Here is a 23,720-nt window from a genome sequence, read left to right on the forward strand (position 1 = left end):
GCCGTGTCCGTGCTGGGGTCGTACGGGCTGCTGCTCGGGCTGGTGCTGGCCGCCGGCGGGGCCGTGGTCGCCGCCGTGGGCGCGCGGACGCTGCGGCCGGGGCTGGTCGAGGCCGCCCGGCGCATCGCCTTCGCGCTGCTGGCCACGATGGTGCTCGTCGACGGGACGATGGTCGCGGCCCTGCTGGGCAACGACTTCTCGCTGCGGTACGTCGCGGACAACTCCTCCCGCGAGACGCCGGTGCTGTTCAAGGTGCTCGCGCTGTGGGCCTCCGACGACGGCTCGCTGCTGTTCTGGAACCTCATCCTGGCCGGCTACATCGCCGCGGTCGCGATCCGGTTCCGCCACTACCGGCCGCCGACCTTCCCGTACGCGCTGAGCGTGCTGTTCGTGGTCCAGGCCTTCTACCTGGTCCTGGTCGACGGCCCGGCCCGGCCGTTCGGGACGCTGGCGCAGGCCGCGGCCGACGGACGCGGCCCGGCGCCGCTGCTGCAGAACCATCCGCTGATGGCGGTGCACCCGCCGTTCCTCTACCTCGGGTTCATCGGGTTCACGGTGCCGTTCGCGTTCGGGGTCGCGGCGCTGCTGGCCGGCGGCGGCAGCGACCACTGGGTCTCGCTGATCCGGCGCTGGACGCTCGCGGTCTGGTGCTTCCTCACCGTCGGGCTGGTGCTCGGCGCGCTCTGGTCGTACTCGGTGCTGGGCTGGGGCGGCTACTGGGCCTGGGACCCGGTCGAGAACGTGGCGCTGCTGCCCTGGCTGGTCGCGACCGCGTTCCTGCACTCGATCATGCTGCAGGAGCGGCGGGGCATGGCCCGGCTGTGGAACATCGCGCTGGTCATCGGGGCGTTCGCGCTGATGACGTTCGGGACGTTCCTGACCCGGGGCAGCGTGCTGTCCTCGGTGCATGCGTTCGCGCAGTCCGCGGTCGGGCCGGCGTACCTGGTCTTCCTGGGGCTGGTGCTGCTGGGCGGCTTCGGGCTGGTGGCCTGGCGGCTGCCGACCCTGCGGACCCCGGCCCGGCTGGAGTCGACGGTGTCGCGGGAGGCCGCGATCGTCGGCAACAACATGCTGCTGCTCGCCGCGACCGCGATCATCCTGCTGGGTACGGCGTTCCCGCTCGTGCTCGAGGCCGTGACCGGACAGCAGATCACCGTCGGCGGGCCGTACTTCCGCAGCGCGCTGGCGCCGGTCTTCCTGCTCGTCCTGCTGCTGGCCGGGACCGCGCCGCTGCTGCCCTGGCGGGCGGTCAACCGGGAGCGGGCCGTACGGCGGCTGCGGGTGCCGGTCGTCGCCGCCGCGGTGGTCGTGGTCGGCACCGCCGCCGCGGGTCTGCGCGACCTCTACGCGATCGCCGGGTTCGGCCTGGCCACCCTCGTCCTCGTCGCGAACGGGCAGGAGCTGGTCACCGGGCTCGCGGCCGGCCGCCGCGGTGGCCGGGCCGGGATCCTGCGGACGCTCGTCCGCGGCCGCCGCCGGTACGCCGGGCTCACCGTCCACATGGGACTCGCCCTGCTCGCCTTCGGCATCACCGCGTCCAGCAACCTGGCCGAGCAGACCCAGGTGACGCTGCGGACGGGCCAGAGCACCGTGTTCGCCGGGCAGACCCTGCGCTACGAGGGGCTGGAGACCGACCAGCAGGCCCAGCGGATCGTGCTGACCGCGCGGGTGTCGCTGGCCTCGGGCGGCTCGCTGGACCCGCGGATGAACCTCTACCCCGCAGCGGCCGAGCCGATCGGCTCGCCCTCGATCCACCGCGGCGTCGTCCACGACCTGTACGCGTCGGTGATCTCGCTGCAGGACGACGGCGCCTCGGCGACGTTCCGGTTCTACCGCAACCCCGGCGTGAACTGGTTGTGGATCGGCGGGGCGCTGATGGCGCTCGGCGGGGCGGTCGCCGCCTGGCCGGCCCGCCGGCGGCGGGCCGAGGAAGAGGTCGTCGCGGCCGAGCGGCGGCGGCACCCGGCCGGGACGGGAGTGCTCTGATGCGCCGTCGTGTGCTGCTGCTCGCGCTCGTCGCGGCGCTCGTGGCCGGGGTGGTCGCGGTGCTGTCGACCGGTCTCGGCCGGGACCCCGCCGCGACCGCGTCGCCACTGGTCGGCCGGACCGCGCCGGACTTCACCCTGTCCGGACTGGACGGCCCGGCGGTGACGCTCTCGACGTTGCGCGGGCAGGTCGTGATCGTCAACTTCTGGGCGTCCTGGTGCGCCGAGTGCCACGACGAGCAGGACGCGCTCGACCAGACCTGGCAGCGGTACCGGGACGCCGGGGCGGTCGTGCTCGGGGTGGACTTCCAGGACACCACCGACGGTGCCCGCGACTACGTCCACCAGTCCGGGCTCACCTACCCGGTGGTCGAGGACAAGGACTCCCGGACGGCGCTGGCGTACGGGATCCGCGGCATCCCGGAGACGTTCCTGCTCGACCGGTCCGGCCGGATCGTGAACCGGATCATCGGCCGGGTCGACGCCGCCGTGCTGGCCGCGCAGGTCGATCCGCTCGTCCGGACGGCCGCGCCGTGAGCCGGCGCTGGTCGGCCGCCGACCTGCTCGTGGCGCTCGCCGCGCTCGCCGCGGTGGTGACCGTCGGGCTGGTGGCGGCCGGCGGGCACCGGGCGCCGGCGAGCCGGGCCGCGCAGGTCCAGCAGATCGCGTCCGGGCTGCACTGCCCGATCTGCAAGGACCTCTCGGTCGCCGACTCCCCCGCACCGCTGGCGCAGCAGATGCGCCAGCAGATCGAGCAGGACCTGGCCACCGGGCAGTCGGCCGACCAGATCCGGACCGGGTTCGTCGCCGCGTACGGGGACTCGGTGCTGATGTCGCCGCCGCGGCACGGGCTGGCGCGGACCGCGTACTACCTGCCGCTGACCGTCGTCGCGGGCGGCGCGCTGCTCGTGCTGACGTTGCTGCGGCGCTGGCGGCGACTGTCCACTCCGGACGACTCCGAGGCGCCGCCGCCGTTGTCGGCGGCACAGCGGCTGGCGTTGCGGCGGGCGGTCGAGCGACTGCGGGAGGAGGAGGGATGACGGCCGAGTCCGACCGGCAGCGGGCACTGCTGCGGCAACTGCGCGACCTCGACGACGACCGCGCCGCCGGCAAGATCACCGATGACGACCACCGCCGCCTCCGCGCGCCGCTGGAACGCGCCGCCGCCGCAACCCTCCACCCCGCCAAGCCCCCCGCCGCCGCTGACATCCCGACCCGGCGCCCCGGCGCCACCGAGACCCCGACCCGGGGCCCCGGCGCTACCGAGACCCCGACCCGGGGGCGTGGTGCCGCCGAGACCGCGACTCGGGGGCGTGGTGACGCCGAGACCGCCGAGGCGGCCGCGACCCCCCGGCGCGGGCGGGGCCGCGTACCTGAGCGCAGCAGCGCGACGACGCCTGAGGGCGCGGAGAACGCGGCCGGGGCCGGGAAGTCTCCGGCGGCTGCGGATGCGGCGGCGGATGCGGCGGCCGGGGCCGGGGGGTCTCCGGCGGCCGCGGATGGGGCGGTGGGACGGCGGGGGACGGCGGGGGGGCGGCGGAGGCGCCGCGTGGTGACGGTGCTCGCCGCGGCGGCGGCCGTGGCGAGCGTCGCCGTCCTGCTCGCGGGCGCGATCGCGCCGCGCGGCGCGGGCGAGACGGTGTCCGGGGACGCACCGGCGGCGGCAGCGACGGCGTCGCCGGGTGCCCCGGCCGGCGGATCGGCGGCTCAGCCCGCCGATCCGCCGGCAGGCAGTCCCGCCGGCCCCGCGGGGCCCGCCACCGGGCCGACGGGAGCCGGGCCGACGGGAGCGGCGGGAGCCGGGCCGACGGGAGCGGCGGGCGCCGGGCCGACGGACGCGGCGCAGACCGCGACTCCGGAGCAGGCCGCGGCGATCGACACCGCCGCCCTGGACGTCAAGGCGCACCCGAAGGACATCGCGAAGCACATCACGCTCGCCCACGCGTACGCGGACGGCGGCGAGGGCCAGCTGGCCGCGGTCGAGTACCTGGCGATCCTCCGGCTCGACCCCGGCAACGCCGAGGCGAACACGGCCCTGGCCCTGCTCGCGTTCGAGGTCGGCCAACCGCAGCAGGCCAAGGACATGCTCGACGCGGTGCTGGCCGCGGACCCGGCCTACCCGGAGGCGCTCTACGTCCGCGGCCTGGTCCTGCTCTCCGGCCTGCACCAGCCCGCGGCGGCGACCCGGGACCTGCACGCCTACCTCAGCGCGGCGCCGTACGGGTCGCACCGCACCGCCGCGGAGACCCTGCTCGCGCTGGCCGGCAGCACCCCGTGACCGGTCTCGGCTGCGTCTCCGTCGCCGGTTGCCAGGCACCGCTGGCCCTGCTGGAGCGGCTCGCGTACGGACGGGCCGAGCCGGCCGCCCGGCTGCCGGGACTGCGGGCCGCCGCCGGCGCCCGCGGCCTGGTCGTCCTGTCCACCTGCCAGCGGGTGGAGCTCTACGGGAGCTGGGACGCCGACCCCGACCCGGAGGCCCTGCTCACCGCGCTCGCGGCCGACCGCGGCGTGCCGGCGGCGGTCGTCCGGGCGGCCGCGACGACGTACGCGGGCGACGCGGCGGCCCGGCACCTGCTGCGGGTCGCGACCGGTATGGAGTCCTTCGTGCTCGGCGAGACCGAGATCGCCGGCCAGGTCCGGCACGCGGCCGAGGCCGGCCGGGCCGCCGGTGCCGACGCCGCGCTGGAACGCCTGCTGGCCACCGCGGTCAGCGCCGGCCGGCGCGCCCACCGGCACACCGGGATCGCCGCCAGCAGCCGCTCGGTCGCGGCGGTGGCCCTGGACGCCGTCGCGGCCGAGCACGGCGGCACCCTCGCCGGCGAACGGCTGCTCGTGGTCGGCGCGGGCGAGGTCGCAGCCGTCGTGGTGACCCGCGGCGCGGCCCTGGGAGCGCACGTGACGGTCTGCAACCGCACCCGCCGGCACGCCGCCCGCTTCGCCGCCGCCGGAGCCACCGTGGTCGATCTGGCCGCGCTGCCCGACGGCCTGGCCACCGCGGACATCGCGATCACGGCCACCGCGGCGCCGCACCCGCTCGTCGACACCGACCTGCTGCGCCGCTGCCGTCCGCACGGCCGGCCGCTGACGCTGGTGGACCTCGCGCTCCCCCGCAACGTGGCCGCGTCCGTCCGGGACCTGGATTCCGTACGGCTGATCGACCTGGCCGACCTGCGCGCCGACGGGACCACCAGCGCGACCGCCGCCGCCGCGCTCACCGCCGAGATCGCCGCGGTCGAGGCGGTCATCGAGGCCGAGCTCGCCCGCTACCGCCGCTGGGAGGCCGGTCGCGGCGCCGGCCCGGCGCTGCGCCGGATGCGCGCCGACGCCGAGGAGGTCGCCCGGCAGGAGATCGCCCGCGCCGCCGTCCCGCCCGAGGTCCGGCCGGCGCTGGAACGGGCCGTGCTGCGGACCGTGCACCGGCTCGCGCACGCGACGACCCGCGAGCTGCTGGCCGCCGCCCAGGCCGGCGACGACGCCCTCGTCGCCCGGCTGGGTTCCTTGTACGGCCCGTCAGTGCCCGACGACGCGCACGCAGCAGCTGGACTCGGCGATCCGTTCCTCGGCCGGCCGCCCCTCGACCCGCAGCGACCGCAGCTGCGCCCCCTCCAGCAGGCCCCGGACCAACGCGGCGTTCATCCCGCAGACGAGCTCGCGGTGTGACTCCGACACCTCCCGGAAGACGCAGTTGCGCAGCACGAGGTCGCTGCCGCGGGACTGCGGCTCGAAGCCGAGCTGCTCGAGCTGGCGCAGCGCGGCCTCGCGGCGGCCGTTCTTCGTCCGGGCCTGCGCCTTGACCTCGGCACCGAGCAGGTCGCCGACGGTTCCGGCCACCTGCGCCAGCGTGGCCGCGCCGTCCCCGCCGGTGTCCCCGGACAGGGCGGTCGCCATCATCGAGGCGGCCAGCGCGTACCGGGTCTGGGGCAACTCGATGGAGAACGACCGCGCCGAGGCCGTGTAGACCTTCGCCGTCCGCCCGGCCCCGGGCCCGACCCGGCCGGTCAGCCGCCGGTAGTCGACGTCCAGCAGGCCGGCCTGCGCCATCCGGTCCAGGTGGAAGGCGGCCAGCTTGACCGAGATCCCGGCGTCGTTCGCGGCGTCCTCCCGGCCCACCGGCTCGCGGCGGTCCCGGACGTAGCGGTAGAGCCGTTGCCGGACGGGCTCGGCCAGCAACGCGATCGCGGCCAGGTCCTCCGCGCTGTTCATGTGACCGCCCTCGTCCGCCGCGTGCTCTATGGCCCGAGTTTACGGCGTTAGAACGGTCACCCCGCCGCGGGCACCGGCTTCGGGCCGGACAGCAGGCCCAGCCGCCGGGCGGTGACGACGGCCTCGAGCTGGGAGTGGCAGTTGAGCTTGGCCAGCGTGCTCTTCACGTAGCCGCGGCAGGTGTGCACGCTGATGCAGAGCTCGCGGGCGATCGTGCGGGGGTCCTTGCCCTGGCCGAGGCGTTCCAGGACGTCGAGCTCGCGGCGCGTCAGCACCGGGGGCGGCGGCCCGTCGTCGGCCGCGGGCCGCCGACGGGACGACCCGAGGCGGGCCAGGAAGACCGGGTCCACGATCATCGTGCCGATCCGGGCGGCCCGGATCGTGTCGAGCAGCTGGCTGAGCGCGCCGGACTTCATCACGAAGCCGGCGGCCCCGGCGCGGGCGGCCAGGGTGATCAGCTCGGCGTCCTCCGACGCGGTCAGCATCACCACCCGGGTCTCGGGATGGTCGTGCGCCAGCGCGGTCGCGACGGTGACGCCGTCGCCGTCCGGCAGCACGAAGTCGAGCAGGACCACGTCCGGACAGGTGCGCGCGACCAACGCCAGGCCGTCCGCGGCCGTCGTCGCCGTCCCCACCACCACGAGGTCGGACTCGGCGTCGATGGCGAAGCCGAGCAGATCCAGCAGGGTCTGGTGGTCGTCGACGAGAGCGACGGTGGTGGTGGTGCCCATGTGCCTTCCCCCCAACGTGGACGGCTCCCCCCGTCGCCGGTGGAATTCCGGCACTTGTCGCCAGGCTAGTAAGGCACATCAGTCGGTGACCGATAACCCCCTACCGGGTGAATGATGGCCTCAGCGAGATAACGATGTGTCCGGACAGGTCCGGACGGCCGAGGCCACCGTTCGGCCGGTCGGGCGTGTACGGACTCCGGGACCGAAACGGCTCGACCGCGGTGGTAAGCGTCCGGTATGGCTATCGCCGCACCACCTGACACCCGGACCTGGCCGGCCACCGTCGGCGCCGAGCGCGACCTGCTGACACAACTGCTCGACTATCACCGCGAGACGCTGGCCTGGAAGTGCGCCGGCCTGACCGACGAGCAGCTGCGGGCCCGGCCGATCGCCACCACCACTCTCTCGCTGCTCGGGCTCGTCCGGCACCTCACCGAGGTCGACCGCGACCGGTTCTCCGAGTTCTTCGGGGACCCGCCGGTGCCGATCTACTGCACCGACGCGGCACCGGAGGCCGACCTGGAGGAGACCGGCAGCGTGCCGGTCGCCGAGGTCTTCAGCCGCTGGCGGGACGAGGCCGGCCGGATCCGGCAGGGTCTGGCCGCCGTCCCGCTGGACGCGCGGATCACCGACCCGCGCGGCCGGTCGTACTCGCTGCGCTGGAACTACCTGCACGTCATCGAGGAGTACGCGCGCCACAACGGCCACGCCGACCTGCTCCGGGAGGCGATCGACGGCGTCACCGGCGAGTGACCGGCCGTCCACTGTGGACGGCGCAGGCCCATGCCGGTCCGCAGGTCGGCCAGCAGCGGCCGCACATCACCTCCTCCGGCGCCCGCGCCGGCTGCCGCCGCGCCGCCGGCGGCCAGCGGTCTCGACCACCGATCGTCCGGCGTGCCAGGCTCGTCCCGTGATCGTTCACCTGGTCGACGGGACCTACGAGATCTTCCGGCAGCACTACGCGCCGCGACCCGGACATCTCGACAGCGACGGCGTCGAGATCGGCGCGACCCGCGGCGTGGTCCAGTCCGTCTTCACGATGCTGCAGGACGGCGCGACCCACGTCGGGGTCGCGACCGACCACGTCATCGAGTCCTTCCGCAACGACATGTGGCCGACGTACAAGTCCAGCGCCGGCATGGAGCCGGTGCTGCTGGCCCAGTTCGACTGGCTGGAGGACGCGCTGCGGGCGCTCGGCGTCGCGGTCTGGCCGATGGTCGACGTCGAGGCGGACGACGGCCTGGCCAGCGCGGCGGCCGTCGCCAAGTCCGACCGGCGGGTCACGCAGGTGGTCATCTGCTCGCCGGACAAGGACCTGGGGCAGTGCGTCGGCGGCAAGGTCGTCCAGCTCGACCGCCGGCAGGACAAGCAGCTCGACGCCGACGGGGTCATCGCGAAGTTCGGCGTCCCGGCCGGGTCGATCCCCGACTGGCTGGCCCTGGTCGGCGACAGCGCCGACGGTTTCCCGGGGCTGCCCGGGTTCGGCGCGAAGACCACGGCGACGTTGCTCGCCCGGTACAAGCACCTCGAGGCCATCCCGGCCGACGCCGCGGACTGGGACGTCACGGTCCGGGGCGCGGCCAAGCTGGCGGCGACGCTCGTCGCCCAGCGCGCGGACGCCGACACGTTCAAGGACCTGGCCACCCTCCGTACGGACGCCGAGGTCGGGAAGGTCGACGACTGGGAGTGGACCGGGCCGACGAAGGACTTTCCCGCCTGGTGCGAGCGCTTCGGCTGGCCGCGGCTGGCGAAGGACGCGGCCGCCCTGGCCGCCGGCCGCTGATCAGCCCGTCTCGACCAGCAGTCGCTGGGGTCCGCGGAAGCTGATGTTGGGGTGGAACGGGATCTGCTGGGCCGGCATCGACAGGTGCGGGAACCGGGTGGCCAGCCGTTGCACCGCGATCGCCGCCTCCAGCCGGCCCAGTCCGGCGCCCAGACACAGGTGGATGCTGCGGCCGCCGAAGGCGAGGTGGGCCCTGGCGTCGGGCCGGTCCAGCTCGAACCTGTCGGCGTCGGGCCAGACGTCGGTGTCGCGGCCGGCCGCCGCGAGCCAGAGGAACAGCTTCGCGCCGGCCGGGAGCTCGACCCCCGACAGCGTGGTGGGCCGGGTCGTGATCCGGCGCCAGACCGGCACCGACGGGTCGTACCGCAGGGTCTCCTCGACGGCGCCGGGAGCGAGCGCCGGGTCGGCCACGATCCGGGCCCAGCGGGACGGGTCCTCCAGCAGCCGCCGGACGGTGTTGCCGATGAGGTTGTTCGTGGTCTCGTGGCCGGCGAACGACAGCGAGAACAGGATCGAGGCGATCTCGTCCAGGCCGAGCTTGTCCGGGTCCTCGCGGTGGATGACGAGCAGGTCCGAGGTGAAGTCGTCCCCCGGCGTACCGGCCTTGGTGTCCACGAGGTCCCGCAGGTAGCGCCGGTACGCGACCATGTTCGTGGCGATGTCGATCTGCTCCTCCGGCGCGGGCCGGCCCCAGGCCAGCGCCGCCCGCGAACCGCACCAGGCCCGCAGCTGCGGGTAGTCCTCCCGCGGCACGCCCATCAGCGAGAAGATCGTGTCCGCCGGCAGCGGGAAGCACAGCGCCTCGACCAGGTCGAACGCCGGCGCGTCCGCGACCGCGTCGAGCAGTGCGTCGACGCGCGCGGTGATCTCCGGCGCCATCGCCTGCACCCGCGCCGCCGTGAACGCCCGGGTCGCCGGCCGCCGCAGGCGGGTGTGCTCGGGCTGGTCGAGGCTGACCATCGACGGCTGTGGCCGGTGCCCGCCGTCGAGCAGGATCCGGCCCGCCTCCGGCTCCAGCGCCACCAGCGGGAGCTGCGCCGCCGCGGCCGAGTACGTCCCGGTGTCGCGGAAGACCGCGGCGATGTCGGCGTGCCGGGTCACCACGTAGTAGTCCAGCGACGGTGCGTAGAACACCGGCTGCTCCCGTACGGCGGCCAGCACCGCGAACGGGTCGGCCAGGAACTCCGCGCCGAGCGGGTCGAAATCAGGCCGTACGGGACAGGTGCCGGTCACCGGCCCAGTGGACCGCCTTCCCCTACGGGAAGTCCAGGCCCGCGGGTGGACGCCGGGGCGGAGGGGGCGCACCCTGGGCGCAGTCCGGGGAGGCGAGTGGTGTGTGGGCCACGATCGGGGTGATCCTGTTCCTGGGCTTCGGCGTGTACGCGTTCGTGGCGCTCACCGGTGTCCGGACCCGCCTGCTGGACCGGCACACCGAGCGCCGCGCCGAGGACATGTACGACAACTACGACGACCGCAAGCCCGCCAGGCACCGCCCCCGCTAGGTTGACCTCGAGCGTGGTCGAGGTTCTAGCACCGACGCCGCGCGCGCCCGGGAGCTCGCCCGCGGACCGCTGACGTTCCTCGCCACCGTGCCGGGCTACCGCACCAGCTTCGCCCGGATGGGCTTCACCGACGACGAGGTCACCGGCCTCGCCGACCGCCTGGTCGACGCGCTCGTCGCCTGGGGCGACGTCGACGCCGTCGCCGAGCGGATCGACGCCCACCGGGTGGCCGGCGCCGACCACGTCGTCCTCTCGATCCTCAACGAGGACCGCCTGACCGTCGCGCGGCGGCTCGCGAACGGCTGAGGGGCCCGCCGCGGGGTGCGGCGGGCCCCTCAGATCCGCGGGTGTTATCCGTTGGCGACGGTGAACGGTCCGGCGGTGCCGCCGCCGCTGGACTCGATCCAGACCGTTCCCGGGTTGACGTTCAGCGGCGCTCCGGTCGCCCGGGAGCGGGCGTCGTAGTCGCCGATGCCCGGCGGCGCGGCCGCGGTGACCGCCGCCTGCACGAGGACGGTGCCGCTGAGAGATCCTCTGTGGACGGTGATCGTCGTCCCGACGAGCGAGCCCGTGCCGACGACCCGGAAGTCACCGACCTTCCACTTCGACGTCCCGATCGTGACCCGGTCCGGGACCGGGGTGACGAGGACCTCGTCGGTCTTGCTGCCCGCCCCGGTGGTGACGGTGAGCTGGAACCGCAGCGGATTGTTCGTCATGGGGTACACGAACAGCCGCAGCGGGAAGCTCGGGCTCGCCGTGGTGGCTCCGGTGAGGGTGACGAAATCGGGGTCGGTGGTCGGCATCTGGGTGGTGCCGGTCCCCGGGCTGAGCTGCACCCACCGGTACGTCCCGCCGGTGGTCGAGCCGGCCGCGGTCAGAGTGACCGTGGTGGGCGTCGTCCGGCGGTTGATGGTCTGGTCGGGACCGGCATTGGCGACGACGGCACCCTGCGGGGTCAGCGGACCCACCCGGTCCGAGGGGGCGCTGGAGCCGTTGGCATTCGTCGCGACGACGCTGAAGAACAGCGGCTGGTCGCCGGTCAGGCCGGTGATCGTGACCGACCGGGCGGCCGTCTCGGCCGGCGTGGTCACCCGCGGCGCACCGACCGTGGCCCCGGCCGGCGTGAAGGCCTGGACCGTGAACGAGGTGATCGACGGGTCCGGCGCGGTGAGGTTCAGGGTGACCGAGCCGGGACCCACACTGGCACTGGCCACCGTCGGCGAGTCCGGCGTCGGCGTGTTGGTGATGACGTACGTCGCCTCGCCGATGTGGGAGACGTTCCCGGCCGGGTCGAATGCGACGTACTTCAGGTCGGTGTTCACCGTGACCGGGATCGGCGCGGTGTACCGGATCGCGTCCACGTCGAGGATGTCGCCCTCGACCGGGTCGTCGCCGTTGGTCGTGTAGTAGATGTCCGAGCCGTTCTCGTTCGCGCTCAGCGTGACGGTGCGGGCGGTCGAGTACGTGCCACCGCCCGGGGACGCGCTGACCGTGGGCGGCGTGGTGTCGGTGACCGGGATCGCGTGCACCGCGGGGAAGGTCTCCCCGACGCTGCTGGCCGCGACGACATCGATGTCGTACGCCTCACTCGCGGACAGCCCGGTGATCGTGGTGCCGCGGGCTCCGACGCCGGCGATCCGGCGGCCGATCTCGACCCGCTCACCGGCGGCGTTCGTGGTCTGCGCGACGGCGTGGGCCCGGTAGCCGGTGATGGCGGGGGTGCCCGGGACCGCGACGGCCGGAGTCCAGGTCAGCCGGATGCCGCCGGCGACGTTCACGGCGCTGATGTCGGTCGGCCCGGGCGGCCCGGCCTGCAGCGGGCCGTTCGGGCAGCCGCCGAAGCCGGGGCCGCCGAGCTCGCCGAACTCGGCGATGGTCATGCCCTGCCGGTTGCCGTCGGCGTCGGTGAACTCCCACGACAGCAGCCGCTCGCCCAGCTCGGCGTTCGCGGCAATCTGCGCCGCCGCGGGGTCGGTGAAGACGTACGTCGCCCGGAACGTGTCCGGGCCGTCCAGGCCGAACTCCAGGGCCGAGGAGTAGCCGCCCTTGGGAGACGGGGTCAGCGGCCCGGGGACCGCCCGGACGTCGCGGCGCGCGACGTTGGTGCCGACCAGGGCGGGGTCGACGATCCGCTGCTCGGTGTTGGCCGGGTCGACGCCGGGGCCGACGTGGCCCCGCACGACGACCGTGGAGCCGCTGAGGCTGGCGTCCTCGGTGGCGAACCCGTCCTGCACGCGGGTGTCGCCGGCGGTCGCCCCGCCGAAGCTGATCGACGCGACGTCCCCGGGCAGGATGTCCGGGGTGACCTTGAGGTTCGTGCCGGCGCCCCAGCAGATCCCGCCCGGGTGGTTGACCTCGAAGGCCACCTCGTCGCCGGAGACCCGGCCCTGGGCCGACCCGACCACCTGGCCGCCGATGGAGGGACGGGTCACGGTGATCGTGGCGGTCTCGCCCGCGTGGTCCTCGTAACCCTCGACCGTGATGAAGTCGCGGTTGGGGAAGACCAGGATGTTGTCGGGGGCGGTGGGGATCACCGCGGCGTGTGCCCGCTCGGCGCTGGCGACGGCCACCAAGGACACCCCCGCCAGCAGTACGCCGACGAGTGCGGCGCGCAGAACTCGACTGGGCGGCCGCCTCAGTGCTGTGGTCGATGCGTCCATCGGTACCCGCTCCCCCCGTGTGGTGGCCATGTCCGGGAGGAGCACATGGCTATGCGCTCCCTTTAGGCGGACTTGGCTAAAAAGCACCGTGGTGGAGGCAGACTTGAGCCGCCAGACCTAGATTGGGGGGTCTAAACCACCCAAATTTCGGGGTACCCATGAGTGCGTGTTGACGCGAACGGGTGAATCTCAGCCGCCCGCCCACAGGGCTCACCAAAAAGCCTTCGAGTGCGCAATCCGGCATAACGGGTGTCGGGCTGAGCCGCGTAACCGCTGGGCGCCCGCACGCCGCCGCGATCATGCTGCGCCGCGTGGCGTACGGGCGTCCGCTCGCCCGCGCACGCAACGGCGTCGGCCAGAGCGGGAAGAGGCCATTCCCTTGACGACGAGACCGGATCCCGAGGGCCGGCACGACGAACGGAACTGACCACCGGCAGGGCCGTCGTCCAGCCCGGCCGCAGCCGCTGGGCCCGGGCCAGCAGACCCCGCGACCGGATCAGCAGGAGCCCGATCCCGGCAGCAGCAGCCTGGGCCCGTCCCCGCCGCACTCCACCTCGATCACGGGCCCCACTGGTTCCACCTACCTGGTCTCCCCGCCACACGTCCACATCACCTGCGCGGACGTCACGTACGCAATCCGCGCACTGGAGCTGGCCTCTTCCCAGGTGGTGGACAAGCGCCGGCAACGCCGGGCCGACGCGTACTACTTGGAGTGGTACCTACCACTCCGAGTAGTACGCGTCCCGACGAACCACGTCACTGGGCCGGCCGAGGGTGAGTGGTGCGGAAGGATCGGGGCGTGCCGGAGGCGACGCTGTCGGACCTGGTCGGGGCCGCGCAGGTGCTGAGTCTTTGTCCGCTGCCGTAGTCGCGACTCCGGTCCGGACGGGGTGGCTGGGTCAGCTGTAGAGGCGGGTGTCGGCGACGGACCACCAGCTGTCGGAGGTGCCGGTGGAGACGACGCGGAGGTAGCGGGCTCGGGTTCGGGGGACGTCGATGGTGGTGAGCTGGCCGGTGCCCGTTGCGCTGGCGAGGGTCCGCCAGTGGGTCGCGTCGTCGCCGGCCTGCAGCGTGAAGGAGCGGGCGAAGTCGCCGGTGCTGGCGCCGGTGTCGAGGACGACCCGGCGGAAGGTCTCCCGCCGGCCGAGGTCGAGCTGGATCTGCTGCCCCGGGACCTGGGCGGTGCCGGTGGTCCACCGGGTCGAGGCGTCGTCGTCGACCGCGTTCTGGGCCGGCTCCCCCGCCGGCGTCGCCGTCGCGGTCGTTCCGGTCGCCGGGAGCAGGTGGTCGCCCGGAGCGCCGCCGCGCGGCCAGGTGAACGTCGCGAGCGCACCACCGGGCAGCGTGTAGTCGAACGACCGGCCGCCGACGGCGACCGCGAACGTCCGCGGGTCGTCGTTCTCGTTGTGTACGACCAGCGCGGTCGAGCCGTCCGGGTTGCGGAACGCGACGTCCATGATCTGGCCGTTCCAGCCGGTCGTCCCGAAGGACGTGCTGGCGATCCGCACCGCGCCCGGCTTCACGAACTTGGAGAGGTGGCCGATCGTGTAGTACTCCGCGTTGGTGGTGACGGAGCCGTCGGCCTGCAGCGTCAACACCCCGGTGCAGGTGTCGCAGCCGCCGTTGTGCGGACCGCCGGTCGAGTCGAGCGCGATGTTCCAGGCGATCGCGGTCTTGGCCCAGTTGCGGGTCGTGCCGATGGTGATGTTGCGGGCGTGGAAGGTCAGCGTGTCCCGGAAGAACTGGGCCGGCGGGTCGTCCGGGCCGTGCGAACCGGAGCACTCGGTGAACCAGATCCCCTTGTCCGGATGGGCATCGTGCAGCGCGGTCTGCGCGCTCGGGTCGCCGGAGTAGCAGTGGTACGCGGTGCCGGCCACCCAGCGCGCGGCCGGGCTGTCGAGCACCTCGTACGGATAGTCGGTCTCGGGGCTCTCGCCCGGCGGCGTGTTGGCGATGTCGTCGGGGTGGGTCGACCAGTTGTGGTCGTAGGCCAGGATCTTCGTCCGCAGACCGGCCGCCCGCAGCGCCGGCCCGACCGCCTCGATGAGCGCGACCTCCTGCCGCACCGGCATGTCGGTGCCCGGGTACGCGTTCGGCTTCCGGTTCTGCGGCTCGTTCTGCAGGGTCAGGTAGTCGACCGGGACGCCGGCGGCGCGATAGGCCTGGACGTACTTCACGAAGTACCGCGCGTACGCCGCGTAGACCCGGGGATCGTCCTTCAGCCGCCCGCCGATGAGCGAGTCGGTGGTCTTCATCCAGGCCGGCGGGCTCCACGGGGTGGCGATCACGGTCAGCCGCGGGTTCAGTGCCCTGGCCCGGCGCAGCAGCGGCAGGATCTGGGCCTGGTCGTGGGCGACGCTGAAGTGCCGCAGCGCGAAGTCGGTCTGCCCCGCGGGCACGTCGTCGTACGTGTAGTGCGGGTCGTCGGTGAAGTCGGAGGACCCGATCGGCTGGCGGAGCGCGCTGATGCCGATCCCCCGGTCCGGATCGAACAGGCTGCGCATCGCCTGGTCCCGCGCGGCCGGGGCGAGCCGGTAGAGCACGGCCGCGGACGAGTCGGTGATCGACGCCCCGAACCCGTCCACGGTCTGGTATGTCCGGCTGGGATCGACCGTGATCGTCAGCTCGTCGCTCGGCCCGGTCGTGAACGGGACCGTGCCGCGGTCGTGCAGCAGTTCGGCCTGGTCGGGCGTGGTGACCCAGACCCGTGCGGCCGGAGCACCGCCGTGGTCGGCGTTCGCGGAGACGGCCGGGGCGACCGCCACGACGAGCGCGGCGACGGCAGCCGGGACGAGGACGAAGCGACGTTGCTTCATGAACAGCCCTTCGGTCAAGAAAGGGGCACGAGACACCCGGCTCTTACCCAGCCGGGCTGCCGACCACCCCCGGTCGGCGACCACCTCCGTCGCCGACCACCCGCCGGGTGCCCGTTCGGAAGCCGGACACTGCCCGTCCGCGACGACGTCGGCCACAGCGGCTCGCTCACCTCGAACGCGACCTGGGAGCGGTTCAAGATCGGTCCGGCGGGGTGTCGTCCCCGCCGGGCCGCGTGCCGTATACGGTTTTTGAGTGCCTATCGCCTGGACCGCCGACCAGGTGCTGGCGCTCGCGCCGGACGCCGGGTCGATCGCGGCCGGCCGGAAGCTGTCCGGGCCGGGACCGTGGTCCGGGACCGGGACGCGGGAGGACGCCGCGGTCTGGGGCGAATGCGCGGGCAGTGGCAAGCACCCGTACCGGACCGTGGTCGACCTGGGCGGGCCGGCGTACCGGTGCTCGTGCCCGTCGCGGAAGTTTCCCTGCAAGCACGCGCTGGGGCTGCTGCTGCTCTGGTCGGCCGGGCAGGTCCGGCCGGGGACGCCGCCGGAGTGGGCCGGGACGTGGTTGGCCGAGCGGGCCACCCGGCCGCCGGCCGCCGCCCAGTCCGGCGTCTCCGACCCCGCGGCCGCGCGGAAGCGGGTCGAGCGCCGGGGCGAGCGGGTCGCGGCCGGGGTGGACGAGCTGGACCGGTGGCTGCTGGACCAGGTCCGCGGCGGTCTGGCCGCGCTGCAGCAGGGCGGCTACTCCTACGTCGAGCCGATGGCGGCCCGGATGGTCGACGCGCAGGCGCCGGGGCTGGCGAGCGCGCTGCGGCGGCTGCCCGGGGCCGGCGCCGGGCAGCCCGACCGCAGCGGGCCCTTGCTCGAGGGGCTCGCGCTGCTCCGGCTCGCCGTGACCGCGCACCGTGGGCTCGACCGGCTGCCGCCGTCGCTCGCGGCGTGCGTCCGGCGCGAGGTCGGCTACCCGATCGCCAAGGACGACGTGCTCGCCGGACCGCCCGTCGCCGACCGCTGGCAGGTGGTCGGGCGCCGGGACGACGAGCAGGAACGGCTGACCGTGCGGCGGGTCTGGCTGCGCGGGGAGCGGACCGGCCGGCCGGCGCTGGTGCTCTCCTTCGCCGGGGCCGGCCAGCAGCTGGACGCGTCGTTGGCGGCCGGCCTGACCGTGGACGCCGACCTGCACTTCTACCCCGGTACGGCGCCGCTGCGGGCGCTCGTCGGGACCCGCCGGGGTGCTCCGGAGCCGATCGGGACATTGCGCGGCGGGAGCCTGCAGGACGCGGCGGCGGCGTACGCGGCGGCCGTGGCGGCGGACCCGTGGACGTACTCGTGGCCGGTCGTGGTGGGTGGGCTCACGCCGGTGCCCGGTCCGGTCTGGCAGGCGTACGACGGCGGCGGGCGGCGGGTGCGGCTGCTCGGCGGGGACGAGCTCTACCGGCTGCTGGCGGTCTCCGGCGGGCACCCGGTCACGGTCGCCGCCGACTACACGCCCGGTGGGCTGCGGCCGGTGTCGGTGCTGGACGCCGACCCCGGGCGTGCGGCCGGTCAGCTGGTGCTGCTGTGACCAGCTGGGCCGATCTCAGCGCGGCCGCGCTCCTCGGCACCGCTCGCCGCGACGTCGACGTCACCGCCCTTCCCGGCCCCCTCGGCACCGCCGCCGCGCGCCTCACGCCGGTGAACGCCGACGATGCCGCGGTCCCGTCCCCGGGCGGCGCGGGACCGTCTGCGGACGGTACGGCCGGGGCGGGTGGCGGGGTGGTCCGGAGCGCGGCCGGGGATCCGGCGGCGCGGTTGCTGGATGCGGCGGCGTTGGCTACGCCGTATCGGCGGGCGGGGATGCGACCGGGGGTGGCTCCGGTCGAGAGTGGGCCGGCGGCCGGGCCGGAGACGGCGCGGCTGGTGCGGCCGGCCGGGGCTGCGCACCTCGGGCGGGTGCTCGGGGGCAACCAGGACCTGCTGGTGGAGTGGGCCGGCGCCGCGGCCGCCGGTCGCTGGCGACCGCCGGCCGACCTGCTGCCCGCGCTGCTGGACGCGGCCGCCCGCGACGGGGCGGCCGCGGCGGCGGTGGTTCCGGTCCTCGGCGTCCGCGGGCGCTGGCTGGCCGCCGCCCGCCCCGACTGGGCGCAGGCGATCACCATCGCCGACCCCTCGACCCTCGCCACCCCGAACGCGACTCCACCGACGGCCCCGAGCCCTACCGCGACCCCGAACCCGGGCGCGATTCCGGGGCCGGGCCCGACCCCAGGCCCGGGCGCGATTCCGGGGCCGGCTCCGGGGCCGGGGGCGACTCCAGGCCCGGCGACGGCTCCTGCGGGATCGGGGCCGGCGGAGGTCGATGAGGTGTGGGAGCACGGGGAGCGGGCGGAACGGCGCGACCGGTACGACGTGCTGCGAGCGGCCGACCCCGCGCGCGCCCGCGCGCTGCTGACCGCGACCTGGGCGAAGGAGACCGGCGAGGACCGGGAGTGGTTCCTCGACCAGATCGGCGTCCGGCCGCAGGACGCGGACGAACCCCTGCTGGAGACCGCCCTGCGGGACCGGCGCAAGGGCGTCCGGGACCGCGCCGCGGCCACGCTCGGCGTACTCCCCCGCTCCGCCTACGCGGCCCGCATGTCCGAGCGGGCCCGGGCCGCGGTCTCCGTCGAGCGCCGCCGGCTGCGGACCCGGCTGGTCGTCGCGCCCCCGGAGACCTGCGACGACGCGATGGCCGGCGACGCGATCAGCCGTACGCCGCCGGCGGGCATCGGCGCACAGGGCTGGTGGCTGCGGGAGATCGTGTCCGCGACCCCGCTGCCGGTCTGGTCCGCGCTCGGACCCCCTGCCCAGCTGCTGGGCTGGGCCGGTGACACCGACTGGCGGGACGTGCTGGTCGGCGGCTGGCAGGACGCCGCGATCCGGCAGCAGGACGCCGGCTGGGCCGCCGCCCTGCTGGACCGCCGCCCGCCGCAGCGGGACTGGCCGGCGCTCGTCGGCGCGCTGCCGCCGGACCGCCGCGGCCTCGCCGTGGCCCGCCTGCTGGCCGGCAAGGACACCACACCGTGGCTGCTGTCCGCGGTGCTCACCGTCTGCCCGCCGCCGTGGCCGGACGAGCTCGGCCGGGCCGTGCTGGCCCGGCTGGTCCGGACCGACGTCGGGCCCCGCGACACCGGCATCCGGGACGCGCTGACCCTGCTGGCCCACCGGCTGCCGCCGCACCGGGCCGCCGCCGTACGCGACCGGGCCGGGAAGGCCGGCTCGGACTGGGGACCGGCGCTGACCCGCGTCGCCGAGACACTCGAATTCCGTTACGCCATGCTCGAGGAGCTCCGTTGACATCGATGACCGCCGACACCGGGCTGCTGCGGCCGCACGCCGAGCAGGCCTTCGCCGCCGAGCTGACCGCGCTGGCCGTCGCCGACGACCGGCCCCGCCCGCCCGGCTGGCGCATGTCCCCGTCGGCCGTGGTCACCTACCTGCTCGGCGGGAAGGCCGGCGGCACCGAGATCACACCGAAGTACGTCGGACCGCGCCGCCTGATCGAGGTGGCCGTGGCCACCCTGGCGACCGACCGCGCCCTGCTGCTGCTCGGCGTACCCGGGACCGCGAAGACCTGGGTCAGCGAGCACCTCACCGCGGCCGTCAGCGGCGACTCGACGCTGCTGGTGCAGGGCACCTCCGGCACCCCCGAGGAGGCCATCCGGTACGGCTGGAACTACGCCCGGCTGCTCGCCGAGGGCCCGACGCCGGCCGCGCTGGTGCCCTCCCCCGTGATGACCGCGATGCGGGAGGGCCGGATCGCCCGGGTCGAGGAGCTGACCCGGATCCCGAGCGACGTGCAGGACGCGCTGATCACCGTGCTCAGCGAGAAGACGCTGCCGGTGCCGGAGCTCGGCACCGAGGTGCAGGCCATCAAGGGCTTCACCGTCATCGCCACCGCCAACGACCGGGACCGCGGCGTCAACGAGCTGTCCAGCGCGCTGCGGCGGCGGTTCAACACGGTGGTGCTGCCGCTGCCGGCCTCGTTCGAGGACGAGGTCGACATCGTCACCCGCCGGGTCGAGCAGCTCGGCCGGTCGCTGGAGCTGCCGGACACGCCGGCCGCGCTGGACGAGATCCGCCGGGTGGTCAGCGTGTTCCGGGAGCTGCGCTCCGGCGCGACCGCGGACGGGCGGACGAAGCTGAAGTCGCCGTCCGGGACGCTGTCCACCGCGGAGGCGATCTCGGTGGTGACGGCCGGGCGGGCGCTGGCCGCGCACTTCGGCGACGGGGTGCTGCGGCCGGCCGACATCGCCGCCGGCCTCGTCGGCGCGGTGGTCCGGGACCCGGTCGCGGACGCGGTGGTCTGGACCGAGTACCTGGAGGTCGTGGTCCGGGAGCGGCGCGGCTGGGGCGAGTTCTACCGCGCCTGCCGCGAGGTCAGCGGGTGACCGTGACGGCTGGGGCGCCCGCGGTCCGGGTGCTCGGCATCCGGCACCACGGGCCCGGCTCGGCCCGGTCGGTGCGGGCCGAGCTCGAGGCGTACCGGCCGGACGTCCTGCTGGTGGAGGGACCGGCGGACGCCGACCCGCTGGTGCCGTTGGTCGCGGAGGCCGGGATGGAGCCGCCGGTGGCGCTGCTGGCGTACGCGAACGACGCGCCGCAGGTGGCGGCGTTCTGGCCGTTCGCGGTGTTCTCGCCGGAGTGGCAGGCGATCGACTGGGCGGTCCGGGCCGGCGTCCCGGTCCGCTTCTGCGACCTCCCGGCGGCCGCCAACCTCGCCGACGACCGCCGGCACAGACTGTCCGAAGTGGACCCCCAAGCTCCAGAGCAGTCCGAAGTGGACCCTGAAGGTCCAGAACAGTCCGGAGTGGACCCCGATGCCCCGGACCAGGATGGACAGTCCGCTGTGGACGGCGAGGAACCGGCAGGCGTACGAGAGGACCCGCTCGCCCTGCTCGCCGCCGCGGCCGGGTACGACGACCCGGAGCGCTGGTGGGAGGACCTGGTCGAGTCCCGCCAGGACGGCCGCGGCCCGTTCGACGCGATCACCGAGGCGATGGCCGAGCTGCGCGACGCCGCCCCGCCCCAGGCGCCGGGCGAGCAGGCGCGGGAGGACCGGCGCGAGGCCTACATGCGCACGGTCCTGCGGGCCGCGATCAAGACCGGCGCGCAGCGGGTCGCGATCGTCTGCGGCGCCTGGCACGCGCCCGCGCTCGCCGGTCCGCTCCCGGCCGCCGCGGCCGACGCCCGCGTGCTGACCGGCCTGCCGAAGCGGAAGGTGTCGCTGACCTGGGTGCCGTGGACGCACGGCCGGCTCGCGATGGCCTCCGGGTACGGCGCGGGCGTCACCAGCCCGGGCTGGTACCACCACCTCTTCACCGCCCCCGACCGCCCGGTCACCCGCTGGCTCACCCTGGTCGCCGGCGTCCTGCGCACCGAGGACCTGCCGGTCTCCAGCGCGCACGTCATCGAGGCGGTCCGGCTGGCCGACACGCTGGCCGTCCTGCGCGGCCGCCCGCTGGCCGGGCTGGCCGAGGTGACCGAGGCGACCCGGGCCGTGCTGGTGGACGGCGACGAGGTCGCGCTGGACCTGGTCACCCGCCGGCTGGTGGTCGGCGAGGCGCTCGGCTCCGTGCCCGGGTCCGCGCCGACGGTCCCGCTCGCGACCGACCTGCGGGCGCAGGCCCGGCGGCTGCGGCTCAAGCTGGACGCGGCCGAGAAGGCGTACGAGCTGGACCTGCGCAAGCCCGTGGACCTGGACCGCAGCCGGCTGCTGCACCGGCTGCGGCTGCTCGGCATCGGCTGGGGCACCCCGGCCCGGGCGGCGGCCCGCAACCTCGGCACGTTCCGGGAGACGTGGTCGCTGCGCTGGCAGCCGGAGCTGGAGATCGACCTGGTCGAGGCGTCGGTCTGGGGCACCACGGTGGCCGCCGCGGCCGCGGCGAGGACGGTCGCGACGGCCGGCACCGGCACGCTGGTCGAGCTCACCGCCGCGGTCGAGGCGGCGCTGCTGGCCGACCTGCCCGACGCGCTGCCGGCCCTGCTGACCGCGCTGGACGCCCGGGCCGCGCTCGACACCGACGTCGCGCACCTGATGGAGGCGCTCCCGCCGCTGGTCCGCTCCCGCCGGTACGGCGACGTGCGCGACACCGACACCGCCGCCCTCGACCGGGTCGCGGGCGCGCTGCTGGAGCGGATCCGGGCCGGCCTGCCGGCCGCGCTGACCGCCCTGGACGACGACGCCGCGGCGCTGCTGCGGGACCGGATCACCGGCGTGCACGCGGCGCTGGCGCTGCGCGAGGACCCGGCCGCGCGGGACCGCTGGCTGGACACCCTGGCCGGGCTGGCCGACCGGGACGACGTGCACGGGCTGGTCGTCGGCCAGCTGGTCCGGCTGCTGCGGGACGCGGGCCGGATCGACGGCCCCGGCTCCGGCGTACGGCTGTCGAGGGCGCTGTCGGTCGGCTCGCCGGCGAACGCGAAAGCGGCCTGGGTGGAGGGGTTCCTGGCCGGCGGCGGGATGCTGCTGGTGCACGACACCGACCTGCTCGGCGTGCTCGACGGCTGGGTCGGCGAGCTCGACCCGCAGGCGTTCGTGGACGTGCTGCCGCTGCTGCGCCGGACGTTCGGGTCGTTCGCGGCGCCGGAGCGGCGCGCGCTCGGCGACCGGTTCCGCCGGCTGTCCACCGTGGACGGCGCGAAAGAGTCCACAGTGGACGACATCGACGAGGAGCTGGCGGTGCCGGTGCTGGCCACTGTCGAGCTGCTGCTGGGGCTGCAGCCATGACCGAGCCGGAGGAGACCGAACGGGTACGCCGCTGGCGGCTGCTGCTCGGGGCGGCGTCCGGCCTGGACGATCCCGGCAAGGGCAGCGCCGACGCCGCCATGGACGGCGCGCTGGCCGCGCTCTACGACGAGGCCGAGGACGGGCCGCGCGAGGGCGGCCTCGGCGGCTCGGCCCCGCGGGTCTCCCGCTGGCTCGGCGACATCCGGACGTACTTCCCCAGCACGGTCGTGCAGGTCATGCAGCGCGACGCGGTCGACCGGCTCGACCTCAACCGGTTGCTGCTGGAACCGGAGCTGCTGGAGTCGGTGGTGCCGGACGTGCACCTGGTCGGCACGCTGCTCAGCCTCAACCGGGTCATGCCGGCCAGCTCGAAGGCCTCGGCCCGCGCGGTCGTCGCCCAGGTGGTCGCGGAGATCGAGCGGCGGGTGGCCGAGCGGACCCGGGCGGCGGTGTCCGGCGCGCTCAACCGGGCCGCCCGGACGCAGCGGCCGAAGCTGCGCGACATCGACTGGAACCACACGATCGCCGCCAACCTCAAGCACTACCTGCCCGAGCACCGCACCGTGGTGCCGGAGCGGCTGGTCGGCTACGGCCGCCGGCAGCAGATCGTCGCCCGCGACGTGGTGGTCGCGATCGACCAGTCCGGCTCGATGGCCGCCTCGGTCGTGTACGCCAGCGTCTTCGGGTCCGTACTCGCCTCGATGCGCACGCTGCGGACCTCGGTCGTCGTCTTCGACACCGAGGTCGTGGACCTCACCGAGCACCTGGACGACCCGGTCGACGTCCTGTTCGGCACCCAGCTCGGCGGCGGCACCGACATCAACCGGGCCATCGCGTACAGCCAGCAGCTCATCACCCGGCCCGCGGACTCGCTGTTCATCCTGATCAGCGACCTGTACGAGGGTGGCGTACGGGAGGAGATGCTGCGCCGGATCGGGTCGATGAAGACCTCCGGCGTGCAGGTCGTGGTGCTGCTCGCGCTGTCCGACTCGGGCGCGCCGTCCTTCGACCGCTACAACGCGGCCGCGCTGGCCGAGCTGGGCGTGCCGGCGTTCGCCTGCACCCCGGACGCGTTCCCCGACCTGCTCGCAGTCGCCCTCGGCAAGGGCGACGTCGGCCGCTGGGCCGAGCAGGCCCTGCGCTGAGCGACTTTGCGCGAACCGGTCCCGGCCGGGCGTCAAGTTCGGCACTATGCGGCTGCGACGGGACCGGTCCGGGCCCGGAGGACGCATGGGGGCACTGTGTGGTGGGAACCTCGCTCCGACGCCGAGGCGCAACTCCGGAACACGGTCCAG

At 74.9% G+C, this 23,720-nt stretch carries 18 protein-coding genes; 14 read left to right on the forward strand and 4 right to left on the reverse strand.

Going from position 1 to position 23,720, the window contains the following annotated elements; translation table 11 throughout:
- Positions 1–3: 3 nt before the first annotated feature.
- The 5 genes from VGP36_08025 (at position 4) to hemA (ending at position 5,645) form a co-directional block, all read left to right on the forward strand.
- Positions 4–1,986 (forward strand): heme lyase CcmF/NrfE family subunit, encoded by a 1,983-nt coding sequence (locus VGP36_08025; protein ID HEV7654669.1) that lies wholly within the window; start codon positions 4–6, stop codon positions 1,984–1,986.
- Positions 1,986–2,522, forward strand: a complete 537-nt coding sequence (locus VGP36_08030) for a TlpA disulfide reductase family protein (protein HEV7654670.1) — start codon at positions 1,986–1,988, stop codon at positions 2,520–2,522. The genes VGP36_08025 and VGP36_08030 overlap by 1 nt, the downstream gene beginning before the upstream one ends.
- A complete protein-coding gene (locus VGP36_08035; GenBank protein ID HEV7654671.1) occupies positions 2,519–3,025 on the forward strand; it encodes a cytochrome c-type biogenesis protein CcmH in 507 nt (168 codons plus the stop codon). Before VGP36_08030 ends, VGP36_08035 begins: the two co-directional genes overlap by 4 nt.
- Before the next feature lie 509 nt (positions 3,026–3,534).
- Positions 3,535–4,263, forward strand: a complete 729-nt coding sequence (locus VGP36_08040; protein ID HEV7654672.1) for a tetratricopeptide repeat protein — start codon at positions 3,535–3,537, stop codon at positions 4,261–4,263.
- On the forward strand, positions 4,260–5,645 hold the full coding sequence (hemA, locus tag VGP36_08045) for a glutamyl-tRNA reductase (protein HEV7654673.1): 1,386 nt from the start codon (positions 4,260–4,262) through the stop codon (positions 5,643–5,645). The genes VGP36_08040 and hemA overlap by 4 nt, the downstream gene beginning before the upstream one ends.
- A gap of 599 nt (positions 5,646–6,244) precedes the next feature.
- On the opposite strand, the gene VGP36_08050 is transcribed toward hemA, so the two are convergent.
- Entirely contained in the window at positions 6,245–6,919 is a 675-nt protein-coding gene (locus VGP36_08050; GenBank protein ID HEV7654674.1) for a response regulator transcription factor, read from the reverse strand.
- Positions 6,920–7,156: 237 nt separating this feature from the next.
- Between VGP36_08050 and VGP36_08055 the strand changes: the two genes are divergently transcribed.
- Positions 7,157–7,672, forward strand: coding sequence for a DinB family protein (locus VGP36_08055; GenBank protein HEV7654675.1), 516 nt, complete (start codon positions 7,157–7,159; stop codon positions 7,670–7,672).
- A gap of 157 nt (positions 7,673–7,829) precedes the next feature.
- On the forward strand, positions 7,830–8,702 hold the full coding sequence (locus VGP36_08060; GenBank protein HEV7654676.1) for a 5'-3' exonuclease H3TH domain-containing protein: 873 nt from the start codon (positions 7,830–7,832) through the stop codon (positions 8,700–8,702).
- On the opposite strand, the gene VGP36_08065 is transcribed toward VGP36_08060, so the two are convergent.
- Positions 8,703–9,935 carry a cytochrome P450 gene (locus tag VGP36_08065; GenBank protein ID HEV7654677.1) on the reverse strand — a complete coding sequence of 411 codons (1,233 nt, stop codon included), beginning with the start codon at positions 9,933–9,935 and terminating at the stop codon, positions 8,703–8,705.
- Positions 9,936–10,036: 101 nt separating this feature from the next.
- On the opposite strand from VGP36_08065, the gene VGP36_08070 reads away from it, so the two are divergent.
- Positions 10,037–10,204, forward strand: coding sequence for a hypothetical protein (locus tag VGP36_08070; protein ID HEV7654678.1), 168 nt, complete (start codon positions 10,037–10,039; stop codon positions 10,202–10,204).
- An 87-nt stretch (positions 10,205–10,291) separates the two neighbouring features.
- The gene (locus VGP36_08075; protein HEV7654679.1) at positions 10,292–10,510 is read left to right on the forward strand and encodes a hypothetical protein; all 219 of its coding nucleotides are present in this window, start codon (positions 10,292–10,294) and stop codon (positions 10,508–10,510) included.
- A 44-nt stretch (positions 10,511–10,554) separates the two neighbouring features.
- On the opposite strand, the gene VGP36_08080 is transcribed toward VGP36_08075, so the two are convergent.
- Positions 10,555–12,774, reverse strand: coding sequence for a chitobiase/beta-hexosaminidase C-terminal domain-containing protein (locus VGP36_08080; GenBank protein HEV7654680.1), 2,220 nt, complete (start codon positions 12,772–12,774; stop codon positions 10,555–10,557).
- Between the two features lie 989 nt (positions 12,775–13,763).
- On the reverse strand, positions 13,764–15,680 hold the full coding sequence (locus VGP36_08085) for a discoidin domain-containing protein (protein HEV7654681.1): 1,917 nt from the start codon (positions 15,678–15,680) through the stop codon (positions 13,764–13,766).
- 253 nt (positions 15,681–15,933) lie between these two features.
- On the opposite strand from VGP36_08085, the gene VGP36_08090 reads away from it, so the two are divergent.
- From VGP36_08090 to VGP36_08110, 5 genes are read left to right on the forward strand one after another with little or no spacing between them, the layout of a single operon-like run.
- Positions 15,934–17,244 carry an SWIM zinc finger family protein gene (locus VGP36_08090; GenBank protein HEV7654682.1) on the forward strand — a complete coding sequence of 437 codons (1,311 nt, stop codon included), beginning with the start codon at positions 15,934–15,936 and terminating at the stop codon, positions 17,242–17,244.
- Positions 17,241–18,992: a DUF5691 domain-containing protein gene (locus VGP36_08095; protein HEV7654683.1), complete on the forward strand. Its 1,752-nt coding sequence runs from the start codon at positions 17,241–17,243 to the stop codon at positions 18,990–18,992. The genes VGP36_08090 and VGP36_08095 overlap by 4 nt, the downstream gene beginning before the upstream one ends.
- Positions 18,993–18,997: 5 nt before the next feature.
- Entirely contained in the window at positions 18,998–20,086 is a 1,089-nt protein-coding gene (locus VGP36_08100; GenBank protein HEV7654684.1) for an AAA family ATPase, read from the forward strand.
- Positions 20,083–22,425 carry a DUF5682 family protein gene (locus VGP36_08105; GenBank protein HEV7654685.1) on the forward strand — a complete coding sequence of 781 codons (2,343 nt, stop codon included), beginning with the start codon at positions 20,083–20,085 and terminating at the stop codon, positions 22,423–22,425. Before VGP36_08100 ends, VGP36_08105 begins: the two co-directional genes overlap by 4 nt.
- The gene (locus tag VGP36_08110) at positions 22,422–23,570 is read left to right on the forward strand and encodes a VWA domain-containing protein (GenBank protein ID HEV7654686.1); all 1,149 of its coding nucleotides are present in this window, start codon (positions 22,422–22,424) and stop codon (positions 23,568–23,570) included. Before VGP36_08105 ends, VGP36_08110 begins: the two co-directional genes overlap by 4 nt.
- Positions 23,571–23,720: the final 150 nt, after the last annotated feature.

The sequence above is a fragment of the Mycobacteriales bacterium genome (assembly GCA_035995165.1).
GTDB lineage: Bacteria > Actinomycetota > Actinomycetes > Mycobacteriales > CADCTP01 > CADCTP01.

What these genes read in the sequence shown, in the direction of transcription:
- VGP36_08030 (HEV7654670.1), top strand. Translation starts at nt 1,986, where the DNA reads ATGCGCCGTCGTGTGCTGCTGCTCGCGCTCGTCGCGGCGCTCGTGGCC.
- VGP36_08050 (HEV7654674.1), bottom strand. Translation starts at nt 6,919, where the DNA reads ATGGGCACCACCACCACCGTCGCTCTCGTCGACGACCACCAGACCCTG.
- VGP36_08055 (HEV7654675.1), top strand. Translation starts at nt 7,157, where the DNA reads ATGGCTATCGCCGCACCACCTGACACCCGGACCTGGCCGGCCACCGTC.
- VGP36_08085 (HEV7654681.1), bottom strand. Translation starts at nt 15,680, where the DNA reads ATGAAGCAACGTCGCTTCGTCCTCGTCCCGGCTGCCGTCGCCGCGCTC.
- VGP36_08100 (HEV7654684.1), top strand. Translation starts at nt 18,998, where the DNA reads ATGACCGCCGACACCGGGCTGCTGCGGCCGCACGCCGAGCAGGCCTTC.
- VGP36_08110 (HEV7654686.1), top strand. Translation starts at nt 22,422, where the DNA reads ATGACCGAGCCGGAGGAGACCGAACGGGTACGCCGCTGGCGGCTGCTG.